The 24763-nt window shown below is 71.0% G+C and carries 23 protein-coding genes and 1 pseudogene; 7 read left to right on the forward strand and 17 right to left on the reverse strand.

The window, feature by feature from the left end; translation table 11 throughout:
* Positions 1–100: 100 nt before the first annotated feature.
* Genes ACGF5G_RS16855 through ACGF5G_RS16865 form a run of 3 tightly spaced genes read left to right on the forward strand, consistent with a single transcriptional unit; the run spans position 101 to position 2571 of the window.
* Entirely contained in the window at positions 101–1450 is a 1350-nt protein-coding gene (locus ACGF5G_RS16855) for a hypothetical protein (protein ID WP_393263582.1), read from the forward strand.
* Positions 1447–2133 carry a LuxR C-terminal-related transcriptional regulator gene (locus ACGF5G_RS16860; RefSeq protein WP_393263583.1) on the forward strand — a complete coding sequence of 229 codons (687 nt, stop codon included), beginning with the start codon at positions 1447–1449 and terminating at the stop codon, positions 2131–2133. The genes ACGF5G_RS16855 and ACGF5G_RS16860 overlap by 4 nt, the downstream gene beginning before the upstream one ends.
* 45 nt (positions 2134–2178) lie before the next feature.
* A complete protein-coding gene (locus ACGF5G_RS16865) occupies positions 2179–2571 on the forward strand; it encodes a PAAR domain-containing protein (protein WP_393263585.1) in 393 nt (130 codons plus the stop codon).
* Positions 2572–2583: 12 nt separating this feature from the next.
* Here the strand turns inward: ACGF5G_RS16865 and ACGF5G_RS16870 are convergent, their stop codons facing one another.
* Both ACGF5G_RS16870 and ACGF5G_RS16875 read right to left on the reverse strand, forming a co-directional pair.
* Positions 2584–4287: a choice-of-anchor D domain-containing protein gene (locus ACGF5G_RS16870; RefSeq protein ID WP_393263587.1), complete on the reverse strand. Its 1704-nt coding sequence runs from the start codon at positions 4285–4287 to the stop codon at positions 2584–2586.
* A 150-nt stretch (positions 4288–4437) separates the two neighbouring features.
* Entirely contained in the window at positions 4438–5688 is a 1251-nt protein-coding gene (locus ACGF5G_RS16875; protein ID WP_393263588.1) for a hypothetical protein, read from the reverse strand.
* Positions 5689–6215: 527 nt separating this feature from the next.
* Between ACGF5G_RS16875 and ACGF5G_RS16880 the strand changes: the two genes are divergently transcribed.
* Complete coding sequence (locus ACGF5G_RS16880; protein WP_393263590.1) at positions 6216–7034, forward strand: BTAD domain-containing putative transcriptional regulator; 819 nt, start codon at positions 6216–6218, stop codon at positions 7032–7034.
* 79 nt (positions 7035–7113) lie between these two features.
* On the opposite strand, the gene ACGF5G_RS16885 is transcribed toward ACGF5G_RS16880, so the two are convergent.
* The 11 genes from ACGF5G_RS16885 to alr form a co-directional block, all read right to left on the reverse strand.
* A complete protein-coding gene (locus tag ACGF5G_RS16885; RefSeq protein WP_393263592.1) occupies positions 7114–7902 on the reverse strand; it encodes a DUF1684 domain-containing protein in 789 nt (262 codons plus the stop codon).
* Entirely contained in the window at positions 7899–8678 is a 780-nt protein-coding gene (locus tag ACGF5G_RS16890) for an ATP-binding cassette domain-containing protein (RefSeq protein WP_393263594.1), read from the reverse strand. Before ACGF5G_RS16890 ends, ACGF5G_RS16885 begins: the two co-directional genes overlap by 4 nt.
* Positions 8675–9481 carry an ATP-binding cassette domain-containing protein gene (locus tag ACGF5G_RS16895; protein ID WP_393263595.1) on the reverse strand — a complete coding sequence of 269 codons (807 nt, stop codon included), beginning with the start codon at positions 9479–9481 and terminating at the stop codon, positions 8675–8677. Before ACGF5G_RS16895 ends, ACGF5G_RS16890 begins: the two co-directional genes overlap by 4 nt.
* Positions 9478–10377: an ABC transporter permease gene (locus ACGF5G_RS16900; RefSeq protein WP_393263597.1), complete on the reverse strand. Its 900-nt coding sequence runs from the start codon at positions 10375–10377 to the stop codon at positions 9478–9480. The genes ACGF5G_RS16895 and ACGF5G_RS16900 overlap by 4 nt, the downstream gene beginning before the upstream one ends.
* Complete coding sequence (locus ACGF5G_RS16905; RefSeq protein ID WP_393263599.1) at positions 10374–11324, reverse strand: ABC transporter permease; 951 nt, start codon at positions 11322–11324, stop codon at positions 10374–10376. Before ACGF5G_RS16905 ends, ACGF5G_RS16900 begins: the two co-directional genes overlap by 4 nt.
* Positions 11325–11333: 9 nt before the next feature.
* Positions 11334–12887 carry an ABC transporter substrate-binding protein gene (locus tag ACGF5G_RS16910; protein WP_393263601.1) on the reverse strand — a complete coding sequence of 518 codons (1554 nt, stop codon included), beginning with the start codon at positions 12885–12887 and terminating at the stop codon, positions 11334–11336.
* A gap of 989 nt (positions 12888–13876) precedes the next feature.
* Complete coding sequence (locus ACGF5G_RS16915; protein WP_393263603.1) at positions 13877–14092, reverse strand: hypothetical protein; 216 nt, start codon at positions 14090–14092, stop codon at positions 13877–13879.
* A 123-nt stretch (positions 14093–14215) separates the two neighbouring features.
* Positions 14216–14755 carry a M15 family metallopeptidase gene (locus ACGF5G_RS16920; RefSeq protein WP_393263838.1) on the reverse strand — a complete coding sequence of 180 codons (540 nt, stop codon included), beginning with the start codon at positions 14753–14755 and terminating at the stop codon, positions 14216–14218.
* Between the two features lie 101 nt (positions 14756–14856).
* Positions 14857–16032 carry a glycosyltransferase gene (locus ACGF5G_RS16925; protein ID WP_393263605.1) on the reverse strand — a complete coding sequence of 392 codons (1176 nt, stop codon included), beginning with the start codon at positions 16030–16032 and terminating at the stop codon, positions 14857–14859.
* Positions 16032–17060: a D-alanine--D-alanine ligase family protein gene (locus tag ACGF5G_RS16930; RefSeq protein ID WP_393263607.1), complete on the reverse strand. Its 1029-nt coding sequence runs from the start codon at positions 17058–17060 to the stop codon at positions 16032–16034. The genes ACGF5G_RS16925 and ACGF5G_RS16930 overlap by 1 nt, the downstream gene beginning before the upstream one ends.
* On the reverse strand, positions 17057–18514 hold the full coding sequence (gene alr, locus ACGF5G_RS16935) for an alanine racemase (protein WP_393263609.1): 1458 nt from the start codon (positions 18512–18514) through the stop codon (positions 17057–17059). The genes ACGF5G_RS16930 and alr overlap by 4 nt, the downstream gene beginning before the upstream one ends.
* Positions 18515–18606: 92 nt before the next feature.
* Here alr and ACGF5G_RS16940 point away from each other — a divergent pair, with 92 nt between their 5' ends.
* Positions 18607–19347 carry a response regulator transcription factor gene (locus ACGF5G_RS16940; protein WP_393263611.1) on the forward strand — a complete coding sequence of 247 codons (741 nt, stop codon included), beginning with the start codon at positions 18607–18609 and terminating at the stop codon, positions 19345–19347.
* A complete protein-coding gene (locus ACGF5G_RS16945; protein WP_393263613.1) occupies positions 19344–21062 on the forward strand; it encodes a sensor histidine kinase in 1719 nt (572 codons plus the stop codon). Before ACGF5G_RS16940 ends, ACGF5G_RS16945 begins: the two co-directional genes overlap by 4 nt.
* A gap of 93 nt (positions 21063–21155) precedes the next feature.
* Here the strand turns inward: ACGF5G_RS16945 and ACGF5G_RS16950 are convergent, their stop codons facing one another.
* From ACGF5G_RS16950 to ACGF5G_RS16960, 3 genes are read right to left on the reverse strand one after another with little or no spacing between them, the layout of a single operon-like run.
* Positions 21156–22397 (reverse strand): RNA polymerase sigma factor, encoded by a 1242-nt coding sequence (locus tag ACGF5G_RS16950; RefSeq protein ID WP_393263615.1) that lies wholly within the window; start codon positions 22395–22397, stop codon positions 21156–21158.
* Positions 22394–22717 (reverse strand): YciI family protein, encoded by a 324-nt coding sequence (locus tag ACGF5G_RS16955; protein ID WP_393263617.1) that lies wholly within the window; start codon positions 22715–22717, stop codon positions 22394–22396. Before ACGF5G_RS16955 ends, ACGF5G_RS16950 begins: the two co-directional genes overlap by 4 nt.
* Before the next feature lie 53 nt (positions 22718–22770).
* Complete coding sequence (locus ACGF5G_RS16960) at positions 22771–23379, reverse strand: dihydrofolate reductase family protein (RefSeq protein WP_393263619.1); 609 nt, start codon at positions 23377–23379, stop codon at positions 22771–22773.
* A 497-nt stretch (positions 23380–23876) separates the two neighbouring features.
* Between ACGF5G_RS16960 and ACGF5G_RS16965 the strand changes: the two genes are divergently transcribed.
* Positions 23877–24287, forward strand: coding sequence for a VOC family protein (locus ACGF5G_RS16965; RefSeq protein WP_393263621.1), 411 nt, complete (start codon positions 23877–23879; stop codon positions 24285–24287).
* A 16-nt stretch (positions 24288–24303) separates the two neighbouring features.
* Here the strand turns inward: ACGF5G_RS16965 and ACGF5G_RS16970 are convergent.
* Positions 24304–24661: pseudogene (locus ACGF5G_RS16970) on the reverse strand (transposase); the annotation flags it as partial.
* Between the last annotated feature and the right edge of the window lie 102 nt (positions 24662–24763).

Here is a 24763-nt window from a genome sequence, read left to right on the forward strand (position 1 = left end):
GCCGGGCCAGCGGGTTGCCCGATCAGGTAGCCACGGCTGCCCGTTGGTGTACCTCGATCGCGGTACTGCCGGCGCCCGCCGCGCGGCGAGACTGCGCGGCATGAGCGCCGCTGTGGGACTTGCCGAGACCGAGCTGACCGTCGCGCCCGGCGACGAGGTCGGCTGCACCGTACGGGTGCGCAACACCGCCTCCGTCGTCGACCACTTCACCCTCGACGTGGTCGGCGACGCCGGCTCCTGGGCCCAGGTCGAGCCACCGACGATGAACCTGCTGCCCGGCACCGAGGAGGAGGCCCGGGTCACCTTCCGGCCGCCCCGCTCCGCCACTGTTCCGGCCGGCGACCTCGACTTCGGGGTACGGGTCCGGGGCCGGGAGGACCCGGACGGCTCGGTGGTCGAGGAGGGCCGGGTCACCGTCCTGCCCTTCGTGGAGCTCGCCGCCGAGCTGGTGCCCCGGACCTCCCGGGCCCGTCGGACCGGGGCCCACCAGCTCGTCGTGGACAACACCGGCAACACCGAGACCACCGTCGAGGTGCTGCCCACCGACCCGGACCTGCTGCTCGGCTTCCGGGCCCGGCCCGCCGCGCCGGTGCTGCGTCCGGGCACCGCCACCTTCGTCAAGCTGCGGGTACGCCCGAAGAAGCGGTTCCTGCTCGGCCCCGACCGCAGCCTGCCCTTCCAGGTGGCCGTCACCCGGCCCGAGACCGAGCCGATCACCTGCGACGGGCTGCTGGTGCAACGGGCGGTGCTGCCCGCCTGGTCGCCCCGGGTGGCGCTGGTCGCCGTCGCGGTGGTCGTGGCGGTGACGGCGCTCTGGTTCGCGGTGCTCAAACCCACCGTGCAGTCCACCGCGAAGGAGGCCGCGCAGGTACGGACCCAACAGCTCAACCAGGAGTTGAGCGAGGAGGTCGCCGAGGTCAGGACGCAGGCCAGCGAGGCGGCGAAGACCGCCGAGAAGGCCGAGCAGGCGGTGACCGGGGGGGCCGCCTCGCCGAAGCCGAGCGCGCCGGCGAGCCCGACGGCCGGCCCGGGGGGCGGTCCGGCCGGAACACTGGAGAACGCCGACCCGGAAACCGCCGCCGACTTCCGGGTGGCCACCAACGCCTCCCCGACCTCGAACGAGTTCGCCCTGTCGACGTACCGGCCGGCGGCGAGGAAGGTGCTCTGGGTGACCGACGTCGTGCTGCAGAACCCGCACGGCGACGCGGGCGTGCTCCAGGTGCGGCGGGGTGACACCGTGCTGCTGGAGACCGGCCTGAACAACTTCCGCGACCTGGACTACCACTTCGTACAGCCGTTGAAGTTCTCCGCCGACCAGCCGGTCACGGTGGCCGTCCGGTGCACCAACCCGGGCGACACACCGTGCACCCCGGCGGCGTACTTCGCCGGCCAACTGGTGCCGGTCGCGCCGGCGACCAGCCCGTCCGCCAGCCCCGGCGCCGCCCGATGAGCGCCCGGCCGAAGTCCGGCGGGGCCACCGACGTCACTCCCGTACGCACCGCGGTCCGCGCCCGCGACCCGATCTCCCAGGCCGGGGTGATCGCCCAACTCGGCGCCGATCTTGGCGGCGGGGACCCGGCCGGGGTCCGCCCCGTGATGGTGACCGGGGACGACGCGACGGCGGACGTGCTGGTGCTCGTCGGGGACACCGTGGACGACTGGCTGCTGGCCCAGCTCGACGCGCTGGCCGCCGCGCCCGGACCGGCACCCCGCCCGGTGCTGGTGGTGGGACAGCTCGACGACACGGCGGGGCTCCAGGCCATCGAGGCAGGCGGGCTGAGCATGGTACGACGCGCGGAGAGCACCGCGCCGCTGCTCCGCGAGGTGGTGCGGGCCGCCGCCCGAGGTGAGGCGCGGCTCCCCACCGACCTGCTCAGCTCCCTGCTGACCCGGGTGGGACGCGCCCAGCGCCAGGTGCTGGCCCCCCGGGGTCTGACCATCCTGCCCCTGTCGCCACGGCAGCTCGCCGTGCTGCGGATGATCGCCGCCGGGGCGGACACCGCGACGATCGCCCGGGACCTGTCCTACTCGGAACGCAGCATCAAGAACATCGTGCACGAGATCACCGTCCAGCTCGGCGTCCGCAACCGGACCCAGGCGGTCGCGCACGCCATCCGCGAGGGTCTGATCTGACCGTCCGACCGTTCCCGGTCCCGGAAGTAAGGAAGGAGCGGCGACGTGGGCGTACCCGCGGCGAAGCTCGGCGACAAGGTGGTCGGCACCGACACGCACATCGTCATGCTCCCCTCGCCGGTGGGGCCGGTGCCGACCCCGACCCCGATGCCCTTCACCGGCACGATCACCACCGGGTGCAGCACCGACGTACTGATCGAGGGGAAACCGGCCGCCGTGGTGGGCAGCGGGGCGGTGAACGCGCCCCCGCACGTGCCCACCGGCGGGCCGTTCCAGGTCCCGCCGACCAACCAGGGCACCGTCCTCGCCGGCAGCCCGCTGGTGCTGGTCAACGGCAAGCCCGTCGCCCGGCACGGCGACAAGGTCAACACCTGCAACGATCCCGCGCCCGCGCCGAACGGCACCGTCGTCGCCACCGGTCAGGTGCTCGTCGGCTGATCGCGCCGGGGGTCAGCGACGCCGGGTGAAGACGCCCGGCTGCGCTGTCGGGGACTGCACGAGGAACGTCCCGCTGGTCACCGTCCCGGCCGTCGGCACCGCCGCGACCGCCGTGCGGGGACCGGCCGGCCCGTCGGCGAAGACCACCATCGGTACGGCGAACCGGCCGGAGGCGTCCGCCGCCACGGTCACCGCCCCGGTGCCGTCAGCCCAGGCCAGCGAGACCGTCGCGCCCGGCGGGAAGTCCCGGCCGATGCCGGTCACCACCTGACCGGGCCGGCCGACCCCCGGGTTGAACGTCAGGATCGGGCTGCGGCCGAAGACGCGCAGGGTCAGTGACTGCGCCGCCCGTCCCCCGGTGTCGGTGGAACTGGCCAGGGTGAGCACCGTGCTGGCCGCCCCGATGACGCGCGGGGTCGCCGCGACGTCCAGCGCGCAGGAACCGCCGACGGCGAGCACCGGGCCGCACCCGTTCCCGCTGACCGTGAAGGCCGCCGGGTACGGCTGCGGGCCGAGCGTGGCGGTGACGCTGAGCGGGTAGTCCCCGGCGTTGCTCAGGAGCACCCGGCGGGTCGGGGCGGCCACCCCGAGGGACGCCTCACCGAGGTCGAGCAGGGTCGTGTCGGAGTGCAGCACCGGCACGTCGGGGGCGGCCCCGGTCACGGTCACCGCCAGCCGCTCCGCCGTGCCGTGGACGATCCCGTCCACGGTGACCGTGAACCGGCAGGCGTACTCGCCGTTGCGGGCCTTCGGGTCGACCCGGACCGTGAGCGTGACGTCGACGCTGCCGCCGCTGTCGACGGTCCGCTCGCCGGGCGTGACGTCGGCGCTGAGCTGCGGGTCGCAGTCGGAGACGCGGGCGGCGACGGTGGCCGGGATCGCCCGGATGCCGGCAAGGATCGCGGTGGAGACCTCACCGGCGGAGGCCGCCCTGAGCAACACCCCGTCGGTGCGAGCGGTGATCTCGGTGAACTGCCCGGTCTGGTCGAGGCTGGAGAACGGGGACGCGGTGACGTCGACCGCCACCACCCGGATGCCCCGGGCGGTGAGCGCGGTGACCGTCCCGGCGAGGTCGTGGCCGAGGCTCGGATCGTGTGACGGCGCGTCACCGAAGATCACCAGGATCGGGCTGCTGTCGGTGCGGAGGGCGACCGCGCCGGTGGCGACCCGGGACAACGCGTGCAGGTTCGCCTCCGGGATGTCCCCGCCACCGGCCGCGGTCCAGGTGTTCACCGCCTCCTGCACGGCGGTGGGGTCGGCGGTCAGGTCCTGGTTGACCCGGAAGGCGTACTCGTCGCCGCCGTCGCGGTACTCGGCGACGGCGAACCGGGCGTCCGGCTGTACGGCGCTGATGTCCGCGACGATCCGGCGGGCGTTGGTCTTGACGTCCTCCAGCGCCCCGCCCATGCTGCCGGTGGTGTCGGCGAGCAGCACCACGTCGGGGCGGGGCGGCACGGTGGCCGTGGTGACTGTGCGGGTGAGCGTCGCCGACCCGCCGGGGCTCAACCCGATCGTCGGGTCGGTCAGGCCACCGTCGGGCGGGCCGGCGGCCGGTGCGGCGGCGTCCGCGACGCTGATCCGGAACTCCGCTCCGCCGCCCGTGGTCGGTGTCGCGAGGAACGCGGCGTGCCCGGCCGGCGGAGCGCTGGCCACCAGGATTGCCATGACGGCCAGCGCCGACGCGGCGCGCAGTGAGCGGGAGGCGAATGCGGCCATGCCGGGCATTGAAGCCGGCCGGGCCGGCGTCGCGCAGCGGGTGGGCGGACAGACCTGGGTGCAGACCTTCCTACACCTACGGGCAACGCCGGCCGCACCCGCGTCCCTCGGACCGGCCGGCGCACCCGGTTGCCGGCCGGTCGCGTCGGGTCAGGACAGGACCTTGACCGTCATGCCGTCCGAGCAGCGCCGGACCACCGCGACCAGGCTGGCCTGGTGGCTCGCCTTGACCGGGGTGACGGTGAAGTACGCCTTGCGGCCCTTGCCGTGCCGCACCACGTAGCTCTCCGCGTCGCCGCCGACCCACAGGTCGCCGAACGTCTTCAGCACGTTGTAGATCGGCGTGTACATGTCGTTCTCGTCGACGTAGAACATCACCAGGTCCTTGAACTGGACGTAGTGCGTGTACGCCCCGTCGCTGTCTAGGGTGGCGATGATCCCGGTGTTGTGGGCGTTGAGCGCCGAGTCGATGGTCACCGTCACGTCCACGCTCTCGCCGATGACCGAGACCACCATCCGCTCGTCCCGGTACATTCGCGCGAAGCGGTTGCCCATGGCCTGCTCGATCCGCTCGACGAGTTCGTCGAGGTCGACTCCCCAACGGCCGAGGTGGACCTGCGCCTCGTCCCAGCTGAACGTCTCGGGCAGGTGGGAGTTGGCCTCGGGGTTCAGGGTGAAGGCCACCCCGAGCCGGAAGGGGTAGGACAACCAGGGATACCGCCTCGCCGCGACCTCGGCGGGCTCGCTGAACGACACACCCGGCTTCCGGACGACGGTGACCGTCCCCTCGTCGCCGCGGACGTGCCCCGTGTCGTCGCTCTCCTCGTGGCCGTGCTGGCCCTGGTCGTGGCTCGGGATGTGGAGCGGGTCGTCGACTCGCTCCTTGCCCTTCTCCAGGGCCTCCACCGCCTGGTGCTCCTTCGCCTCGTCGGCGAGCAGCGCGCAGTCGTCGAGGAAGGCGTCCATCACCCCGCCGTCGCGCAGCAGCGCGACGGCGGCCTGCTGGATCTCCTCCCGCCACAGCCGAAACGTGTCGACGTCGGTCGAGAGCGCGTCGGCGAGCACCATGGCGTCGTGGTCGTCGCGTACCTGCGTGGGCACGTACGGGAACCGGGCGGCGGTCCGCTCCAGGGCGGTGAGCATCGCCGGATCGTCCCACGGGCGGGGCAGGCGTCGGTGGAGGATCTCCATCGTCTCCGCGATGTCCTCGGCGTAGGCGTTGGTGACCAGCAGGTACTCCACGGCGCGGACCAGCTCGTGCGAGTACGGGTAGCGTTCCTCGACCCATCGGCCGAACATCCGCGTGCCGTAGTCACCATCCAGGACGGTGGCGAACTCCACGGCAGCGAAGTACGCGGGGTCGGAGGCAGCGTCGTGCCAGTAGGTCTCTCGCCAGGTCATGACCGCTCTTCTCGCTCGGCGACAGTCGACGCGGTCACCATGGCGCAGCGGTGGCCTCACCGACACGCGCAGTCGGCGGTCTTTGGGGCAGTCCGTACTGCCTCACCAGGCACCGCGGGCCGCGGCTGCGGACGTCGGTCAGGCCGGCATCGGCCCCTGGCCGGCGTGCGGTGGCCGGTACCAGATCGGGAGACCTCATCACAGCCGAGAAGCCCGTTGGGGTCGTGCCGCGCACCCTTCGGACGTGACCGAAAGGTGTTGCCCGTCCCGGAACGGGACCCGGACGATCGGATACGAGGAACGACCCCCGCACGTCACTCAGCACGAGGGGTCGTCCGAGGAGTAACCGCTGAACAAGAGCACAACTGCGTTCTCTGCGATCCGTGGCCACCCGGAGATGTCTCACCGTTGACGGACCCGGAGGACCGGTCCCGGCCATTTCCGATGAGCGCGGTTAGTGGATGTCACCGGGGGTTGGTATGCACGAAGCCGCTGAAAGAGGAGTCCTGTTCAGCCTGCTGGGGCCGGTGACTGCTGCACTGCCCAATGGGGCGGTACGTCTCGGCGGTCCACGTCAGCGGGCAATCTTGGCGGCGCTGCTGCTGGAGCCAGGCCGGGTCGTCCCGGTCGAACGGATCGTGGACGCGGTGTGGGGTCCGCACGCGCCATCTACGGCCCGGAACCAGATTGCAGCCGGGGTCTGCAGCCTGCGCCGCGATTTCCGGGCGGCCGGCCTCGGTAGCGAGCTCATCGGCACGAGTCCGCCTGGATACGTACTACAGGTCGGCGCTGACAGCATCGACCTTCACCAGATGGAGCGCTGTGCCGCCGAGGCGAGAACACTGGCTGGCGCGGGACGGCTGGACGAGGCAGTGACGCAGCTGCGCGATGCTCTGGCCATGTGGCAGGGCCGGCCACTGGTCGATATTGAAGGCCGGCTCGCGCACGTGGTGGAGCGGATCGAGGAGCGCCGGGTGGCCTTGACCGAGGAGTGCCTCGGCTTGGAGCTGCGACTGGGCCGCGCTCGCGCAGTCATTCCCGAGCTGCAAATACTGGTTGAGCGACACCCGTTCCGGGAACAGTTGCGCGCCTGCCTCATGGTGGCGCTGACGTACTGCGGACGTACAGCCGATGCACTCACCGTGTTCCGCGACGGTCGCCGGTTACTGGTAGAGGAACTGGGCGTGGAGCCGGGCCCCCAACTGCGGGAAATGCACGACCGGATCCTGCAGGGGGACGAGGCGGCAATCCCGATGAGGGAGGGCGGACCATGCCCCGAATGGCCTCCGCTCCCGCCCAGTTGCCGACCGGCGACCATGCGTTCGTCGGTCGCACTGAGGAATTGACCCAGATCGACTCCCTCCTCATGGAGCGACCGCGGCAGGGTCCCGCGCTCGCGATCGTCCAGGGCGTGCCGGTTCCCGATCATCGGCAAGGGATTGGCACCTGACCGGCTGGCTGGTCAAGGACTGCCTTCTCGCCGGCCCGGACGGCGAACGGCAGCACGTTCCCCGAGGGCGGCAGCGGGCAGATGAATGCCTCGGAGAACGCACACGGAGGCAGGGTGACGCGGTTGAAGTCCAGCGTCACCGGGCCCGCCGTCGCCGGCAGGGGCAGAAACAGAAACCGGGCCGCGCCGTAGCTCTCCCGTCCGCTGGTGGCGTCCCGGAACGTGATGTGCGCTTCACCCTCGTGGCCGGTGTACAGCGCGACCAGCTCGGCGTGCCGGCCGTCGACGGTGAAGGTGAACGTGCCGACGACCGGGTAGTCCACCAGCCGGTCGGAGCGGCTGTGCGCGGTGCGCACCGCCTGGCCGGCGTCGGCCGGGGTGAACTCGGCGGTCACCACCCAGGCGGGGTCGGGGGCGTACGCGTCGATGCCGGCGAAGCGGTGCACCGCCGGCGCGTGCGGGTCGTACGTCCGTACCGCCAGGTCGGCGCCGCGGCGGATGATCTTCAGTTCGACGTCGCCCACCATGAGTCGCTGGTCGGGGCGCAGCCGGCCCTCGGCGGTCGGTACGCCGCCGACGAGCAGGCCTTCGGCGCCGGACACCCGCACGTCGGTTCCGTCGGCCCACCAGGTGCCGGGTATCCCGTCGATCCGGGTGCGCCCCACCAGCCAGTGAGTGCCGGTCAGCGTGAGGTCCCCACCCGGCGCCGAAACGGCCGCCTCACGTTCGGCGTGCCAGGTCCGCCACTGATCGACAAAGGTCACGGTTCCTCCAGCAGGTCGAGCGGCAGTTGCGGGATGGCCGCCAGCAGGGCACGGGTGTACTCGTCGGCGGGGTCGGTCAGCACGTCCGCGGTCGGGCCGCGCTCGACGACGCGGCCGTGGCGCATGACCAGCACCTCCTGGCACAGCTGGCTGACGATCGCCAGGTCGTGCGAGACCAGCACCAGCGTGAGCCCGAGCCGGCCAACGAGATCCTTGAGCAGGTCGATGATCTGCAGCCGGACCGAGACGTCGAGGGCGCTGACGGGCTCGTCGGCGAGCAGGATCCGCGGGGCCGGTGCGAGCGCCCGCGCGATGGCGATGCGCTGGCGCTGGCCGCCGGAGAACTCGTGCGGGTAGCGCCGTCCGTCTTCCGGGCGCAGCCCCACCGCGGTGAGCACCTCGGCGACGCGCTCGGCGCGGGCCGCCCGGTCCGTACCGATGCGCAGCGAGCGCAGCGGCTCGGCGACGATCGACGCGACCGACATTCGGGGGTTCAGCGACGACCGGGGGTCCTGGAAGACGACCTGGACCTGCCGACGGAACACGCGGTGTCGAACCCGGTCGAGGGACTGGCCGGCGAAGCGGATCTCGCCCGAGGTGGGGCGGTCCACGCCGAGCAGCTGCCGCAGCAGGGTCGACTTCCCGGCGCCCGACTCGCCGACGATCCCGAGGCTGGTCCCCGGTCGCACGGTGACGTCCACCCCGTCGAGCGCCGGGTGGGTGCGGCCCGGGAACCATCGGGTGAGCTGATGCCCGGTGAGAATCGGATCGCTCATCGGTCCTCCCTGCGCACGCTGGGGCGGGCCAGCCGGGTCACCCTGGCGGCGCTCGCGACGAGCTGCCGGGCGTAGCCGGAGCGGGGCCGGCGCAGCACGTCGTCGACCGGGCCGGATTCGACCAACCGGCCCGTGCGCATGACCAGGAGATGGCGGGCCAGTCCGGCGACGACCGGCAGGTCGTGGCTGATGAACAGCAGCCCCACCCCGGTCTCCTCGATCAGCTCGTCGAGCAGGGTGAGGATCTGCGCCTGCACGGTCACGTCCAGCGCCGTCGTCGGCTCGTCGGCGATGAGCACCCGGGGCCGGCAGGCGAGGGCCATCGCCAGGGCCACCCGCTGCCGTTGGCCGCCGGAGAGTTCGTGCGGCAGGGCCCGTACCAGCCGGGCCGGGTCGGGCAGGTGCACCCGGTCGCACCACTCGATCGCGCGGCGCTCGGCGTCGCTGCGGTTGAGGCCCTGCTGCAGCCGCAGCGGACCAGCGATCTGGCGGCCGACCGGCATCAGCGGGTCCAGGGCGGTCAGGGGCTCCTGGAACACGATGCTGACGGTGCGGCCGCGGACCCGACGCCACCGCCGGTCCGGCGCGCCGAGGTGGTCCTCGCCGTCGACGAGGATGCGGCCGCTCGTGCGCATGCCCGGCGGTAGCAGTCCCAGCAGCGCCAGCGCGGTCAGCGACTTGCCTGAGCCGGATTCGCCGATGAGGCCGACCCGGTCGCGGGCGGCGAGGCCGAACGAGACGTCGCGAACGAGCGGCTGCCCGTCGAGCGTGATGGTCAGCCCAGTGGTCTCCAGGACGGTCATCGGTCCGCTGCCTGCCTTTCCTGCCGTAGCTGCGGGTCGAGGACCTCCCGCAGGCCGTCACCGAGCAGGTTGACCCCGACGACCGTGACGGCGACTGCGAGGCCGGGCAGCAGGACGTTCCACGGGGCCACGCTCACCGTCGACTGCGCCTCCTGGAGCATGCGGCCCCACGACGGCGCGGGCGGCGGAGTGCCGAGCCCCAGGTACGACAGCGACGCCTCGGCGATGACCGCGACGCCGAAGGCGAGGGCGGCCTGCACCAGCAGGGTGTGCCAGATGTTGGGCAGGACGTGCCGGACCAGGACCATCAGTGGCCCGGTGCCACAGGTACGCGCCGCGAGTACGTAGTCCTGGGTGAGCACCCGGCTCGCCGAGATCCGGGTCAACCGGGCCACCTCGGCGGAGACGCCGATCCCGATCGCGCTGATCGCGACTCCGGTCGACGCGCCGTACACGGTGACCAGCAGCATCGCCAGCAGCAGGGTCGGGAAGGCGATCACGATGTCGATCACTCCGATGACGGCGTTCTCGACGAACCGGCCGGCGATCGCCGCGAGCAGGCCCAACGGGACGCCGATGACGAACGCCACCGCGACCGAGGCCAGCCCGATCCACGCCGCGGTACGCGCGCCGAGCATCAGCTGGGTGAACTGGTCGCGGCCCAGGCGATCGGTGCCCGCCCAGTGCCGTGCGGACGGGCCGGCCAGCCGGGCCGCCGGGTCGGTGTGGTCCAGCCCGTACGGGGACCAGACCAGCGACACCAGCGCCAGGGCGAGAACCGCCAGCAGCAGCGCCGCGCCGACCACGAACGACGGCGAGCGCCAGCCTCGGCGGCGCCGGACGGGGGTGTCGAGCGCATCGGTCGTTTCGATCGTCTCGACCAGAGGTGTGCTCATGCCCGTGCTCTCAGTCTCGGGTCGACCAGCCGCTGCACGACGTCCACGACGAGCCCCATCACCAGCACGGTCGCCGTCATGAGAAAGACCGTGCCCTGCACGATCGGCAGATCGCGGGCCTTCACGCCGGTCAACAGCAGCGAGCCCAGGCCGGGCAGGGCGAAGACGCTCTCGATGACCACGGTGCCCAGCAGTGAGCTGGCCAGCAGGAGGCCCAGGATCTGGACCACGGTTGCGGCACCGTTGCGTGGTCCGTGCCGCCACAGCGCCTGCGGCAGGCTGTAGCCGAGGGAGCGGGCGGTGCGCACGTACTCCTGGCTCAGCACGTCGAGCGTCGCCGAGCGTACGTAGCGCACCAGCACCGACCCCTGCGCGATCGCCAGCGTCGCCACCGGCAGGACCAGCGACTGGACCGCGGCTTGCGGGTCCTGCCAGCCGGTGCGGGGAAACCCGCCCGGCGGCAGCGCCCGCCACTGCACCGCGACCAGCCAGACCACCACGATCCCGACCCAGAAGATGGGCAGCGCGATCCCCAACTGCGCCAGCGTCGACACCGCCACCCCGAGCAGGCCCCGCCGCCGTACCGCCGCGAACACCCCGATCGGTACGGCCACGATGATCGACAGCACGAACGCGCTCAGCGCCAGCGGTACGGTGACCGGGAGCCGGCCGGCGATCTGATCGAGCACCGGCATCCGGGTGAACAGGCTGTCCCCGAGGTTCCCGGTCACCAGGTCGCCCAACCAGTGGCCGTACTGCGCCAGCACAGGCCGGTCGGTGCCGAGCTGGTGCCGGATCGCGTCGATCTGGTCCGGGGAGGACCCGACCGCCAGCAGCGTGACGGCCGGGTCACCCGGTAGGACCCGGAGCAGGAAGAACACCGCCGAGCCCGCGACGAAAAGCGAACCGATCAGCCAGGCGACCCGACGGATGAGGTAGTTGAGCATGCCTATTGCCTAGCGTTTGGTGATCGGCGCGACATAGAAGCTGTCCGTGGTGTTGTTCTTCTGGTAGCCGCTGACCGAGGTGCTGGCGACCTTGATGGCCGGGTCGAGGAACAGCCAGGCACTCGCCGCGTCCTCGGAGATCTGCCGTGCCACCTTCTTCAGCAGGGCGGTCTGCTCGTCGGGCGTCGCGGCGGTCTCGGAGTCCTTGACCCACTTCTGCACCTGCGGGTTGTCGTACTGCCAGTAGAACGTCGGGTCGCCGTACCAGACCAGGTCGCGCTGGTTGACGTGGGTCATGATGGTGGCCTGGAAGTTGTGGTTCTTGTAGACCCTGTCGGTCCAGGTCGCGTCGTCGACCGGGTTCAGCGTGATGGTGATACCGGCCTGGGCGAGCTGGCTCTTCAGCCCCTGCGCGATGATGTTGACCGCGTCCGACGGTACGTAGTCGACGGTGAAGGACAGACCGTTCGCGTACCCGGCCTTGGCCAGCAGCTGCTTGGCGCCGGCCACGTTGTGGTCGTCGATGCTGGTCAGGTCCTCGTACCAGGGGTCCGTGGGCGGCACCATCGAGCCGATGACCTGGCCCCGGTCGGCCCACACCGCCGTCAGCAGCGCCTTGCGGTCGATGGCCTGCCGGATGGCGTGCCGCACGTCGGGGTTGTTGAACGGGGCGATGGCGTCGTTGAAGTTGAACAACTCCTTCGTCGTCGACGTGCCCTCCACGATGGAGAACTGCGGCTGGTTGTCGAACTGGGGGAGCACATCCGGCGAGGACACCTGGGTCACCAGGTCGAGTTGGCCGGCGAGCAGCGCGTTGTTCTCGGCGGTGGCGTCCTTGAAGAACCGGTACACCACCTGCTTGTTGCTGGCCTTCGTGCCCCAGTACGCGTCGTTGCGGGTCAGCGTGATGGAGTCACCCTGCTTCCAGGAGGTCAGGGCGTACGGGCCGGTGCCGATCACCGTCGTCTCCGGGTTGCCGGCGCCGGGCTTGGTGACAGCCGCGCCGGTGCTGGTGAGGTAGAAGAGGAACGATTGCGACCGCGTCGACAGGGTGACCTTGACGGTGCCGTCGTCCGGCGCCTCGATCGTCTTCATGATCGAGAGGTTCTTCTTGCGGGCGCTGGTCGACTCGTCGGACGTCACCCGCTTGAGCGCGACCACCACGTCGCTGGCCTTCAGCGGGGTGCCGTCGGAAAAGGTCACGCCGGGCTGCAGGTGGAACGTGTATGCCGTGCCGTCCGGTGACACGTCCCACGACTTGGCCAGCAGCGGCTCGACCTTGCCCTCGTCGGTGAGCACGGTGAGCCCCTCGACGACGTTGCGCAGCAGCACCTGGGCGTGGCCGGTGTTGCCGCCCTTGATCGTATTGAGCGTCGTCGGCTCGTTCAGCGAACCGACCGTGATCGTCGCGTCGGGGTCGGCGGCGCCCGTCGACCCGGGGCTCGTCGACGAGCCGCAGGCGGCGAGCAGCACCGCGACGATGGTGGTGGCCGCGAGCGCGCCGAGCGGGCGCAACCGGCGTGCGAAGGGTAGGCCGACCGAGGGCCTGCGGTGAGTGGTCATGTCCGTACTCCAGGCAGACGGAACCTGCGCCGCGCGAGCGCGGGACGCGGTGATTGAGGTTCACAAAATGAGGGGAAGATCAGACGTTGATGACGGCGCGCGGGCAGCGTGACGTGGCAGCCACGGGCGCGGGGCGGGGTGTCAGACCGTCAACAACAGCAGATACGGCGCGCGGCGACGACACGGACCGCGAGCGGGGTCCGGTCCAACGACGGCGCAGTGTTCACGCAGGTCAGAGTACATGATCACGCAGTTGGGGCGACAAGCCGGCATCGTGTCCTCTGCCACAGATCCTTGGCCCCAGGTGGGAAGATGCGCCGATGCCGCTCGCCTTTCCGTCGCACCCAGGCGTGGTACTCCCGCTCAAGCTCTGGCGACCCCGATGGTTCGACGGTGTCGCGCTGACTACCGGGGGCGGTCGCACCCGACATCAAGTACGCGTTCCTCGGGGTCGGTCCGGAGTGGCAGAGCCACACCCTCACCGCACTGGTGTGGTGGTGTCTGCCAGTGGCGCTGCTCGGCGCGTGGCTCGTCCGCGCCACCGTCGCGACCAGGTCAGCGACGTCGCCTGGTGGACCGTGTCCGACATTCCCAGCAGCCTCGTAGGCGCGCTGGTCACGCTCGCCGTCGCCGTCGTGGTCGGCCGCCGCCGGCTCCTTCGCGCCTGGCACGGCAACCCACCGCCGGTCCCCACCCGCCCGACGGTGTTCTGGTCCACAGCGGGCGCCGCCGCAATCATCGGGTACGCCCTGACCCCGCTTCTGTCAGCCGAGAATCTGCCATGGGCGACCGCAGTACGGCTGCTGTGTCTCACGGCCGGGGCGCTACTCGTCGCCGCCGTTGCAGTGCAAGCAATGAACGCTAGGACCGCCCCCGCTGACAGACGTACGGTGGCGCGTGGGAGCCATTCGGAAGCGCCGCCCTCATCGCTGTAGCAGGCTCTGCCAGCGCTGGATGAATGGGCGGACGAAACCTCCGGGGCCAGGTGCCTAGCTCGGCCAGCCAATCGCGTCGAGGAACTCCTCCACGGCGACCACGACTCGACTGAGCACTGCGATCGACTCGGTGAGCGGGCCGGGTACGTACATACCGTGATCCGCGCCCTCCACCTCCAACACGTGGGGCGACAACCGGCGGGCGACATCACCGTCCCATACGTTGTCGGGTCCGAACCTCGCGCCGGGAATCACGACAGCGTCAGCCATGCGGACGACCTTACCCAGACGCTGTGGGAACAGGATGGTCGTGACACTTCCGCTGGGCAGCCAGCACCCGCGCCCGCGCCACCGCATTCGCCCACAACGCCCGCCCGCAATCGCACAGCCGCTTCACGGGAGGTCTACCGGCCCGTACCGGGTCCGGGTGGCCCCGGTGCTCAGCGCCCAGTAGCGGTCGCCGAACGACCAGTGCCACCATTCGGTCGGGTAGTTGACCATGCCGGCGGACGAGAGCGCCCGGGCGAGGATGTCGCGGTTGGTGCGGGCCTGCGGGGCGATGTGGGGTGATCCGGTGAAGCAGGCGTTGGCGCTGTCCACCGGGCTGGCGTTGACGATCGTGCCCAGGTCCAGTTCGATCCCGTCGGCCGTGCAGAGGGTGAGGTCGACCGTCCCGCCGGTGCTGTGCGGAGCCACCTCGGGCGGCGAGATGTACTTGCTGGCCTCCACGTGCCGGCGCGCCGAGTCCCACTCCGGGTACCTGCGGCGCAGTTCGTCCTTGTAGCTCTCGAAGTAGGTCGTCTGCAGGCTGAGCGGCCGGTACCCCTCGATGATCAGCAGCCGCAGTCCTCGGGGCAGGGTCTGCTGGGCGGCGAGCAAGCGCTGGACCGTTGCCTCACGGAGGTGCGCGTAGGCCCCGGCCTCGTCGGCCAGGCGATCGTCAACCCGAAGTTCCGCAACCTGGCGCACGTCGACCAGGGCTTCCCCGTTGTCGCCTAGCGGGATGGCCGAGATTCGCCGATCAGACAGCAGGATCATGGCCGGCACCGGCCGGCGGCGTCGATGATTGCGCTGGCCACGGCTGTGGCCGCGTGGGGGCGGCCGTGTTGACGGGCGGCGTTGGCCAGCTTCTGGCGTCGTTCCGGGTGGTCGAGCAGCACCATGATCTCCTCGTAGAGGCGGTTGGCGGAGGCCTCGGGGCCGGCGAGCATGCGGGAGGCACCGGCGTCGGCGAGGTGTTGTGCGGTCCGCCGCTGTTCGTCGCCGCCGGTGGGGATGAGCGGGACGAGGACGCATGCCTTGCCCAGGGCGGTGAGTTCGGCGACGGTGCCGGCGCCGCTGCGCGCGACGACGATGTCCGCGGCGCTCAGGACGTCCGGCAGCTCGCCGTGGACGTAGTCGACGACCCGGTACCTGCTGCGCAGGTGTTCCGGAAGGGCGGCCGCGACCTGCCGCATCCGGTCGAGGGAGTAGTCGCCGCACTGGTGCAGCACCTGACATCTCGGCAGGAGTCCGGGGAGGCTGTCGGCGATCAGGTTGTTGACCTGGACGGCGCCTTGGGCGCCGCCGGTGACGTACACCAGCGGCAGGCGGGGGTCCAGGTGGAATGCGGCGAGCGCCCGGTTGCGGTTACCCGTGAGGATCTCGGGCCGGATCGGGTTGCCGGTGACCACCGCGCGGGTTCTCGCTCCGGCGGGCAGGTGGTCGATGGAGGATTCGTGGCTCAGCAGGACTCGATCAGCGAGGCGGGCGAGGATCCGGTTCGCCAGCCCGAGCGTGAGGATCTGCTCGTGCATGACCAGCGGGCGGCGGGTCAGCCAGGCGGCGATCCCGATCGGGACGGAGACGTATCCGCCGGTGGAGAAGACCACCTCGGGCCGGGTGCGCACCACGATCATGATGGCCTGGAAGATACCGAGCGGCACGCGGAAGGCGTCGGCGACGTTGCGGCCCCACTCGCGCAGGTTCGGGGAGCGGCGCAGTTTGCCGGTGGTGATCGCCGTGAAGGGGATGCCCTCCTGCCGGGCGATTCTGGCCTCCAGCCCGTGGGCGACGCCCACCCAGCGGACGTCCGGTTCGGTGCCGGCTGCCGCTAGCCGGTCGCGGAGCGCACGGATCGTGGTCAGCGCCGGGTAGGTGTGCCCGCCCGTTCCCCCGCCCGCGACGATCATGCGGAGACCACGGAGACGTTCCGCGGCGTAGACGGCCATCAGCAGGAACTCGGGCAGGGGGAGGCGGTGTCGCGTCGGTGCAGTGCGCCCTGGATGAGGATGTCGAGCAGTGCCGAGTAGCCGACGCCGGCCCGCTGCCAGATCTGCGGGTACTGGGAGGCGGCGGTGAATCCGGGGAAGGTGTTGACCTCGTTGATCACCGGCTCCCGGTGGTCTCCGGTCCACCCCGTGCCGTGGTCGGCGTCCGGATCCGGGAGGAAGAAGTCGACGCGGAGCAGCCCGCGGCATCCGAGCGCGTGGAACGCCCGCACGGCCCGGTCCTGCAGTAGTCGGGTGGTGCCGGGGTCGAGCCGGGCCGGAATGTGGAAGACGGCACCGCCGTCGTACTTGGCGTCGTAGTCGAAGAAGGAGGCGTTGGCCACCCGTATCTCCAGCGGCGGCCCGGCCTCGACGCGACCGTCGGGGTGCTGAAGGACGCCGACGTCGATCTCGCGCCCGCGCACGGCGCGTTCGACGACAACCTTCGCGTCGCTCTCGCGCGCGAGCCGCAGGGCGGCGGGCAGTTGCGCCCATCGTTCGACCTTGGAGACGCCCAGGCTGGAGCCGGCCCGGGCCGGTTTGACGAAGGCGGGCAGTCCCAGTCGCTGCTGATCCCGCGACGACAGCTCCTCGTCGGGGCGCAGCGTCACCCCGGCGGCCACGCGCAGGCCGTCGGCGGCGAGGAGTTTCTTCGTGACCGGCTTGTCCATCCCCGCGGCGCTGGCGAAGACACCGTTTCCGACATACGCGACGCCGAGCCACTCCAGCATCGACTGGATGGTGCCGTCCTCACCGTACGGGCCGTGCAGCGCCGGGAACACCACGTCCTGGTCGCCGAGGGTCCGCAGCGCCTGCGCGAACGTGGCCCGGTCGCCGTTCACCCGCCACTGGCCGTCCCGCTCGATCAGCACCTCGGTCACGTCGTACGTGTCGCGGTCGAGATGGGCCAGGATGCTTTCCGCCGAGCGCCGGGAGACGTCGTGCTCCCCGCTGCGCCCACCGAACAGCACCGCCAAACGAACGGTCATGACGTTGCCGCTTCCGCGTGTAGGTGTACGCGCGCCACTCGCGCGCCGATTCCGGTCAGGACTTCGTGCGGGTTGGTGCCGGCCCACTGCGCCCACTCGGCGGCCGTCGGCTCGGCCGGGTCGGGCGAGCCGGGCTCGGCGCCGGGGCCGAAGACGACCACGGGATCGCCGAGCGCCACCGGCAGATCGCCGACATCGACGACGCACTGATCCATGGCGATGCGGCCGACGATCGGGCACCGTCGACCGGCGAGCCAGACCCACGCGCGGCCCTCGGCGGCGCGCGACAGGCCGTCGGCGTACCCGAGCGGCAGCAGAGCGAGCGTGGTCGGCCGACTGGTCAGGTGGTCGGGCCCGTACGAGACGCCGGTCCCGGCGGGCACGCGCTTCAGGTTGATCACCCTTGACCGCAGGGTCATGGCGGGTCGCAGGCCGAAACGGCGGGGGCCGGCCGCGCCAAAGGGGTCGACGCCATACATGGCCAGGCCGATCCGACAGAGATCGAACCGGGTCTCCGGGGCGGCCAGTGCCGCCGCCGAATTGGCCAGATGCACCACTTCCGGATCAAGCCCGGCGTCAAGCGCGATCCGCAGTGCCTCCTGGAACGTTGACAGCTGCCGCGCGATGCTCGGGCATCCGGGCACGTCGGCGTTGGTCAAGTGGGACCACACCCCGTGTACCCGGATGCTGCCCTCCACCTCGTGCCTGCGGGCCCAGGCGACCAGATCGGGCCATTCGTCGCCGCTGGCGCCGTTGCGGGACAGACCGACGTCCGCCTTGAGCTGGACCGCGGCGGGCACACCGAGACCCCTGGCCGCGTTGGCGATCGCGCGCAGATGGGTCAGGGTCGACACCGCGATGTCGACGTCCGCGGCGATCAGGCGGGTGAAGTCCTCGTCCGGGCGGTGCAGCCAGCTCAGGACGGGCGCGTCGATGCCCGCCGATCGCAGTGCCACCGCCTCCGTCGCCGAGGTCACGCCCAGCCAGTCGGCGCCGGCCCCCAGCGCAGCCCGTGCCACCGGCACCGCGCCGTGCCCGAACGCGTCGGCCTTCACCACGGCCATCAACCCGGTACGCGCGATCGCCGCGATCGTCCGAATGTTCTGGGCGATCGCCGCGAGATCTATCACGGCCTCGGCCAGCTCGGCACTCTCACTGATCACACCGGTCCCCGCGCGCCGACCGCGCGTACCCGGCGTCGCCCCGGCAGCCCTGGGTTCGACGGGCGGCTCGTCCGGCGGTTCGGCGGCCCCGTGCCCGCCGACAGCGGCGGCCCGGCGCACCGCGCGCGTCTCCCGGATCCGCCGCCGGACCGCCCGCCGCTGTTGCTCCTCGCGGCGGCCCGGGTGCGCCGGTTCCAAGATCATGTCCGGATCCTGACTGACATGACCGGCACGGTAGGCAGCCTGTGGTGAAGAACCCTTGAAGAAACCGTGGGCCAGCTGTGGGGACATCCCGCTCGCCGCTCTCCGGAGCCGTCCGCATCAGTTCTTCACAGGTTTCGGTTTTACTTGACCCCCGCCACCACCAGCCAGAATGGGGAAACATGAGCGCGCGGATCCTGGTCGCCGAGGACGACCCCAAGCAGGCCAACCTGGTACGGGTCTATCTCGAACGCGAGGGGCACAGCGTGCTGCTGGTCGGCGACGGGCGGGCCGCGCTGGACCGGTGCCGGTCCCGCCGGCCGGACCTGGTGGTCCTCGACGTGATGATGCCGGTCGTCGACGGCCTCGACGTGTGCCGGATCCTGCGCGCCGAATCGGAGATTCCGATCCTGCTGCTGACCGCCCGTACCACCGAGGACGACGTCCTGCTGGGCCTCGATCTCGGTGCCGACGACTACCTCACCAAGCCGTACAGCCCGCGGGAGCTGGCCGCCCGGGTACGGGCGCTGCTGCGCCGGGCCCGGGTGGTGAGCGCCGACAACCGGGCGGTGCTGCGCGTCGGCGAGCTCGAGGTGGACGCCGGCCGGTTCGAGGTACGCGTCGGCGGCCGGCCGGTCGCCCTGACGGCCAAGGAGTTCGGCATCCTCGAGGTGCTCGCCGGCGAGCCCGGGCGGGTGTTCACCCGGGCGCAGATCATCGACCGTGCCTTCGGATTCGATCATTTCGTGCTCGAACGCACCGTCGACGCGCACGTGATGAACCTCCGCCGCAAGATCGAGGCCGACGTTGCCGAGCCGCGGTACGTGCAGACCGTCTACGGCCGCGGCTACCGGCTCGCCGAACCGGAGCCGGGACCGGCGGCGACGCCGACGCCCGAGGGGACGCCCGGAGCCAGCCGGTGAGTTTTCGGCTACGGGTGCTCTGGCTGGTGATCCTCGTCGCGGTGAGCGCGACGGCGGCGACCGCGTGGCTGACCCTGCGGCAGGCCTCGCAACAGATCAACGAGTCGGCCACCGTCGACCGGGCACAGCTCGACCAGGTCGTCGACCGACTCGAGGCGTACGGCAGCGGGCACGGCACCTGGGAGGGCGTGCCCGGCCTGGTGCAGGACCTGCGCGCCGAGACCGGTCAGCGGATCCACCTGGTCGCCGATACGGGCCAGGTGATCGTGGACACGGACACCCAGGAGAATCGCACCGCCCGGCCGCTCGGCACGATGGTCGGGTTCGTCGATCCGCGGCCGGTGCTGAATCTGGCCGCATTGCCGGTGGACCCGGTCGGCCGGCAGAAAGGCGTGGTCGACGAGATCGCCGCCTACCGCACCGGCGTGCTGTTCGCGGCCTGCCTGACGCGGGCATCCGTTCCCGTTGCCGTTTCGCCCGCCAGCACGGGAGTTCCTCGTTTCGAGGTCAACCTGAGCGGGGCCGACGTGCGCGATCGCCGAAGCGTCGACGAGATCGCCGGCGTCTGTCGCGACGTCGCGGCCCGGCCGGGCCGTGAGCGGGGGGCCGACGCCGACCGGGTGCAGGGCTGTGGCGCCCTGACGGCGGTGGAACCACTGGATTCCTGCCTGGCCCAGGTCTTCACCAACCAGATCAGTGACGTCGCGCCGGTACCCGCCCGGGTCTACCTCGGCACTCGTGGCGATCCGGCGTCCGCGCTGGCGGCCGGTCCGCTGCTCGCCGCGGCGGCGGGCGTGGCGGCGGTCGCGATCATCGGCACCGTGCTGCTGAGCCGGCGGGTGCTGCGACCCATCGACACGCTCACCGTGGCCGCCCAGCAGCTCGGCCGGGGCGACCTCACCGGACGGGTTCCGGTGCGGGGCAACGACGAGCTGGCGGAGTTGGCCCTGTCGTTCAACCGGATGGCCGACTCCCTGCAGCGCGGGGAGGAGCGGCAACGCCGGCTGGTCGCCGACGTCGCACACGAACTGCGCACCCCGCTGGCCAACCTGCGCGGCTATCTCGAGGCGCTCTCCGACGGCGTGATCGCGCCGGACCAGGAGCTCTACGCCTCGCTGCTCGAAGAGGCGGTGCTGCAACAGCGCATCGTCGACGACCTGCAGGACCTGGCCCTCGCTGAGGCCGGCAACCTGGCGTACCACCGGGTCACGGTGGATCTGGCCGAACTCCTGGAGACCTGCGGCACCGCCCACCACGCCCGGGCGGAGTCAGCCGGGGTGTCGTTGTGCGTGGCGGCCGAGCCGGTTGCGGTACACGCCGATCCCGACCGGCTCCGCCAGGTGGTGGGCAATCTCGTCACCAACGCACTACGGGCGACCGCTGCCGACGGCAGCGTCCGGCTGGTCGCGAGCCGCACCGACACGCAGGCGGTCGTCCAGGTCGTCGACACCGGCTCGGGAATCGCAGCGGACGCGCTGCCGCATGTGTTCGACCGGTTCTGGCGGGCCGACGCCGCACGGGGTCGCCGTACCGGGGGCAGTGGCCTCGGCCTCGCCATCACCCGGCAGATCGTCACCGATCACCAGGGCACCATCACGGTCGCGAGTGAGGTCGGCGTCGGGACGACATTCACCATCGCGCTTCCCCTCGCCCACCAGCGAACAGCTCAGGTGGGGGGTCAGGTCCCGCGCGGTCGGCGCCATCCCGCTCGGTAGCGCCATCGGCCCCGCGGGTTCAGCCGTCGGTGGTCTTGCATCGAGTCGGACGCCACGCCGCTGTGTGCGGGGTTTCGATCGGGATCCGTGGCGCTACCGCAGTTGGTCGCGGCGGCGGGTCAGGTAGGCGGTCTCGGCGGTGTTGCCCGCCAGGTCGATGGCTTTGTCGTAGGCCGCGCGTGACTGCTGACTTCGGCCGAGCCGGCGCAGCAGGTCGGCGCGGGTGGCGTGGTAGGCGTGATATCCGACCAACGCCTCGGCGAGGCGGTCAACGATGGCCAGTGCCACCTCCGGGCCGTCGAGCTCGGCGACCGCGACGGCCCGGTTGAGGGCGATGATCGGCGAGGGGTCGAGGCGGACGAGCTGGTCGTAGAGGGCGAGGACCTGCGACCAGTCGGTGTCGCATATGTCGCGGGCGGAGGTGTGCACGGCGTTGATCGCGGCGAGGATCTGGTAGCGACCCGGAGCCACCCCGGCGGCGGCAGCGGCGAGGCGCTCGCGCACCAGCCAGTGGCCCTCGGCGATCAGTTCCGCGTCCCAGGCCCCACGGTCCTGCTCGTCGAGGGCGACCAGTTCGCCGCCGGCCGAGATCCGGGCGGGGCGGCGGGCCTCGGTGAGCAGCATCAGCGCCAGCAGCCCGGCCACCTCACCGTCGTCCGGCAGGAGGGCGCGGATCAGGCGGGCGAGCCGGATCGCCTCGGCGGTCAGGTCGTGTCGTACGGGGTCGGTGTCGGGGCCGCTGGCCAGGTAGCCCTCGTTGAAGACGAGGAACAGGACGGCGAGTACGCCGGAGACACGGGCCGGCAGGTCGTCGGCGGACGGCACGCGATAGGGGATGCGAGCCGCCTTGATCTTGGCCTTCGCGCGGGTGATCCGCTGCCCCATGGCACTCTCGGCCACCAGGAAGGCGCGGGAGATCTCGGACACGGTCAGACCGCCGACCATGCGCAGCGTCAGCGCCACGCGGGCTTCCATCGCCAGCGCCGGGTGACAGCAGGTGAAGATCAGCCGGAGCCGGTCGTCGTCGATGGCGCCGAGAGGCTCGGGTGGGCTGTCGTCGTGCAGCATCTGAGCCTCCTTGTGCTTGTCGTCGCGCTTGTTCTCGCGCCGGATCCGGTCGATGGCCTTGCGGTTGGCGGTGGTGGTCAGCCAGGCGCCGGGGTTGGGGGGCACGCCGTCGGCCGGCCACCGCTCGACGGCGGTCGTGAACGCCTCGGCCGCTGCCTCCTCGGCGATGTGGAGGTCACCGAAGCGCCTGGTCAGGGCGGCGACCACCCGCGCCCACTCCTCGTGGTGGGCCTCGGTGACCGCCGCCCGGGCGTCGACCCTGTTCACAGGAACGGCCGCACCTCGATCTTCCGATCGCAGACCTTCGACGCCTCGGTGGCGAGCCTGAGCGCCACATCCAGGTCGGGGGCCTCCCACACCCAGACGCCGGCGAGGTACTCCTTCGACTCCACGAAAGGCCCGTCGCTGAACACCGCCTCCTCGCCCCGGTTGTCGATGACCGTGGCCGCGTCGGTGTCCGCGAGTCCGCCAGCGAAAACCCAGTAGCCCTCGGCGATCAGTCGTTCGTTGAACGCGCTGATGGCAGGCTGCCTGTCCGTGCTGCCGGGATTGCTCCTGTCATCGATCACGGAAACCAGGTACCGCATCTGAAGATCATCTCCTGTGGTGTCGAGACAGCGTGGTTCGGTGGTCAGGGACTTCAGGCCGTTGCATACCGCGGGCGCCCGGCCGGCCGGTAGACCTGGATCGTCACGCCCTTCGAGTCGACCCGCGACTCGACCAGGTCGAGCGCGAGATCCGGACCGGTCTCCGGGAACAGTCTCGCGCCCTGGCCGAGGATCACCGGGATCACGATCAGAGTCATCTCGTCGACCAGATCGTTCTCCAGCAGCCACCGGGTCAGGGCGCCACTGCCGTGCACCTGCAGCTCACCCCCGGGCTTGGCCCTCAGCTCACTGACGGCCGCCGCGAGGTCACCGCGGAGAACGGTCGTGTCCTCCCAACGCGGCGGGGTGAGCGTGGTCGAGGCAACGTACTTGGGAGCCTCGTTCAAGGCCACACCGATGGGATGTGCGCGCATCTGGTCGATTGATCCCCAGGAGCCGGCGAACAACTCGTAGGTCCGCCGGCCGAACAGGAACGCGTCGGCGCGCTGGTAGGTCTGCGTGATGAACGTCCTGGTCTCGTCGTCACCCTTCCCCCGGGCCCATCCGCCGCGCTCGAATCCGTTCCTGCGGTCATCCGACGCGGCGCCGTTTCCCTGCATCACTCCATCGATGGTGACCTGAGTCATGGTCGTCAGCTTCATGATCGCGGCTCCTTACCTTGGCGCCGCCCCTCGTGGGCGTCCTCACCCCTGCTACGAACACCACCGCCCCGATCCGACACCGCCTCCCGGATTTTTCCTGGCGAACGCCTCCGGCTCGACCTTCACCAAGCCCGCCAGGTAGCCCACCGCCGCGCCCGGCACCTCCTCCGGGGTAGGCGGGGAACCGGCCCTCGATGTGGTTTGTTCCGGCAAGCGGAACACTCCGCTCGGTAAATGGACATGTGATCGCCACGGTGCGACCATGGACCGCCTTCATGGCGCCGTCCTTGACGAAGAACTGGGCGGTGTCCGTGGCCCGCTCGACGGTGGACTCATCAAGATCGCGCGTCTCGAACACGAGATCCTTCATGATCTGTGCCACCTGCCACCAACCCGTGAAAGCCGTTACACCGCAACAAACGCCACAGAACCTGACAAAGCACTACCAGGGCCTGTCTCAAAGTCCGGCTCATTTGATCTTGTGACAAGATCGCGGGATGCTACGACTAACCGACTTCATCATCGATTGCCCGGACACGATGAAGCTGGCAGCCTTCTACTCCGAGGTGACGGGGCTCCCGGTCAAGGAAGGCAGTAACGAGAACTGGGCCGGTATCCAGTTCGGCGAGATCGAACTGGCCTTCATCCAGGTGGAGGACTACCGCGCCCCGCAGTGGCCCGACAGCGAGCACCCCAAGCAGTTCCACCTCGACTTCGAAGTCGACGACATCGAGGCCGAACAGCGCCGCATCCTGGCCCTCGGCGCGACCCTGCAGCGGGACTGCGTCGGCCCCGACGGCTACGGCTTCCGCGTCTACGCCGACCCCATTGGCCACCCCTTCTGCCTCTGCCGCAACAAGGGTGTCATCTGGACCGATCAGGGCCTCATCTGGCCCAAGCGCGACTAGGGTCTGTCGAAGTCGGCTACAGCCATTCGTTGATGGCGGCGAGGTGGATGGCGGCTTCGTAGCGGGCGGCGAGTTTGTCGAAGCGGGTGGCGACGGCCCGGTTGCGTTTGAGCCGGTTGATGCCGCACTCCACAGCGTGTCGCTGCTGGTAGACGTGCGCGTCGAATGCCGGTGGGCGACCGCCCCCTGGATCCCTTGGCCCGCCGGTTCGCGTCCTGGTCGGCCTTGCTCGGGATCGTCGCGGCGATCCCGCGTCGGCGCAGGTAAACCCGGTTCGCCTTCGACGTGTACGCCTTGTCGGCCAAGACCCGGTCCGGACGGGTCCGCGGGCGGCCGGTGGTCAGGCGTGGGACGCGGATGGCGGTCAGGACCGGGTTCCCACCGGCGGCGCAGGTCGTGGCCGCGTGCGGGGAAACCCAGCGAGCCGGGTCGCCCGGCTCCCCTGCCGGGCCCTGATCAGCCGCTGCACCAACTCC

Source organism: Micromonospora sp. NPDC047730 (assembly GCF_043204765.1).
Lineage (GTDB): Bacteria > Actinomycetota > Actinomycetes > Mycobacteriales > Micromonosporaceae > Micromonospora.

Coding starts and splice junctions, on each gene's coding strand:
- ACGF5G_RS16855 (WP_393263582.1), top strand. CDS start 101: ATGAGCGCCGCTGTGGGACTTGCCGAGACCGAGCTGACCGTCGCGCCC.
- ACGF5G_RS16860 (WP_393263583.1), top strand. CDS start 1,447: ATGAGCGCCCGGCCGAAGTCCGGCGGGGCCACCGACGTCACTCCCGTA.
- ACGF5G_RS16870 (WP_393263587.1), bottom strand. CDS start 4,287: ATGGCCGCATTCGCCTCCCGCTCACTGCGCGCCGCGTCGGCGCTGGCC.
- ACGF5G_RS16875 (WP_393263588.1), bottom strand. CDS start 5,688: ATGACCTGGCGAGAGACCTACTGGCACGACGCTGCCTCCGACCCCGCG.
- ACGF5G_RS16890 (WP_393263594.1), bottom strand. CDS start 8,678: ATGAGCGATCCGATTCTCACCGGGCATCAGCTCACCCGATGGTTCCCG.
- ACGF5G_RS16895 (WP_393263595.1), bottom strand. CDS start 9,481: ATGACCGTCCTGGAGACCACTGGGCTGACCATCACGCTCGACGGGCAG.
- ACGF5G_RS16900 (WP_393263597.1), bottom strand. CDS start 10,377: ATGAGCACACCTCTGGTCGAGACGATCGAAACGACCGATGCGCTCGAC.
- ACGF5G_RS16905 (WP_393263599.1), bottom strand. CDS start 11,324: ATGCTCAACTACCTCATCCGTCGGGTCGCCTGGCTGATCGGTTCGCTT.
- ACGF5G_RS16910 (WP_393263601.1), bottom strand. CDS start 12,887: ATGACCACTCACCGCAGGCCCTCGGTCGGCCTACCCTTCGCACGCCGG.
- ACGF5G_RS16915 (WP_393263603.1), bottom strand. CDS start 14,092: ATGGCTGACGCTGTCGTGATTCCCGGCGCGAGGTTCGGACCCGACAAC.
- ACGF5G_RS16925 (WP_393263605.1), bottom strand. CDS start 16,032: ATGGCCGTCTACGCCGCGGAACGTCTCCGTGGTCTCCGCATGATCGTC.
- ACGF5G_RS16930 (WP_393263607.1), bottom strand. CDS start 17,060: ATGACCGTTCGTTTGGCGGTGCTGTTCGGTGGGCGCAGCGGGGAGCAC.
- alr (WP_393263609.1), bottom strand. CDS start 18,514: ATGTCCCCACAGCTGGCCCACGGTTTCTTCAAGGGTTCTTCACCACAG.
- ACGF5G_RS16940 (WP_393263611.1), top strand. CDS start 18,607: ATGAGCGCGCGGATCCTGGTCGCCGAGGACGACCCCAAGCAGGCCAAC.
- ACGF5G_RS16955 (WP_393263617.1), bottom strand. CDS start 22,717: ATGCGGTACCTGGTTTCCGTGATCGATGACAGGAGCAATCCCGGCAGC.
- ACGF5G_RS16960 (WP_393263619.1), bottom strand. CDS start 23,379: ATGAAGCTGACGACCATGACTCAGGTCACCATCGATGGAGTGATGCAG.
- ACGF5G_RS16965 (WP_393263621.1), top strand. CDS start 23,877: ATGCTACGACTAACCGACTTCATCATCGATTGCCCGGACACGATGAAG.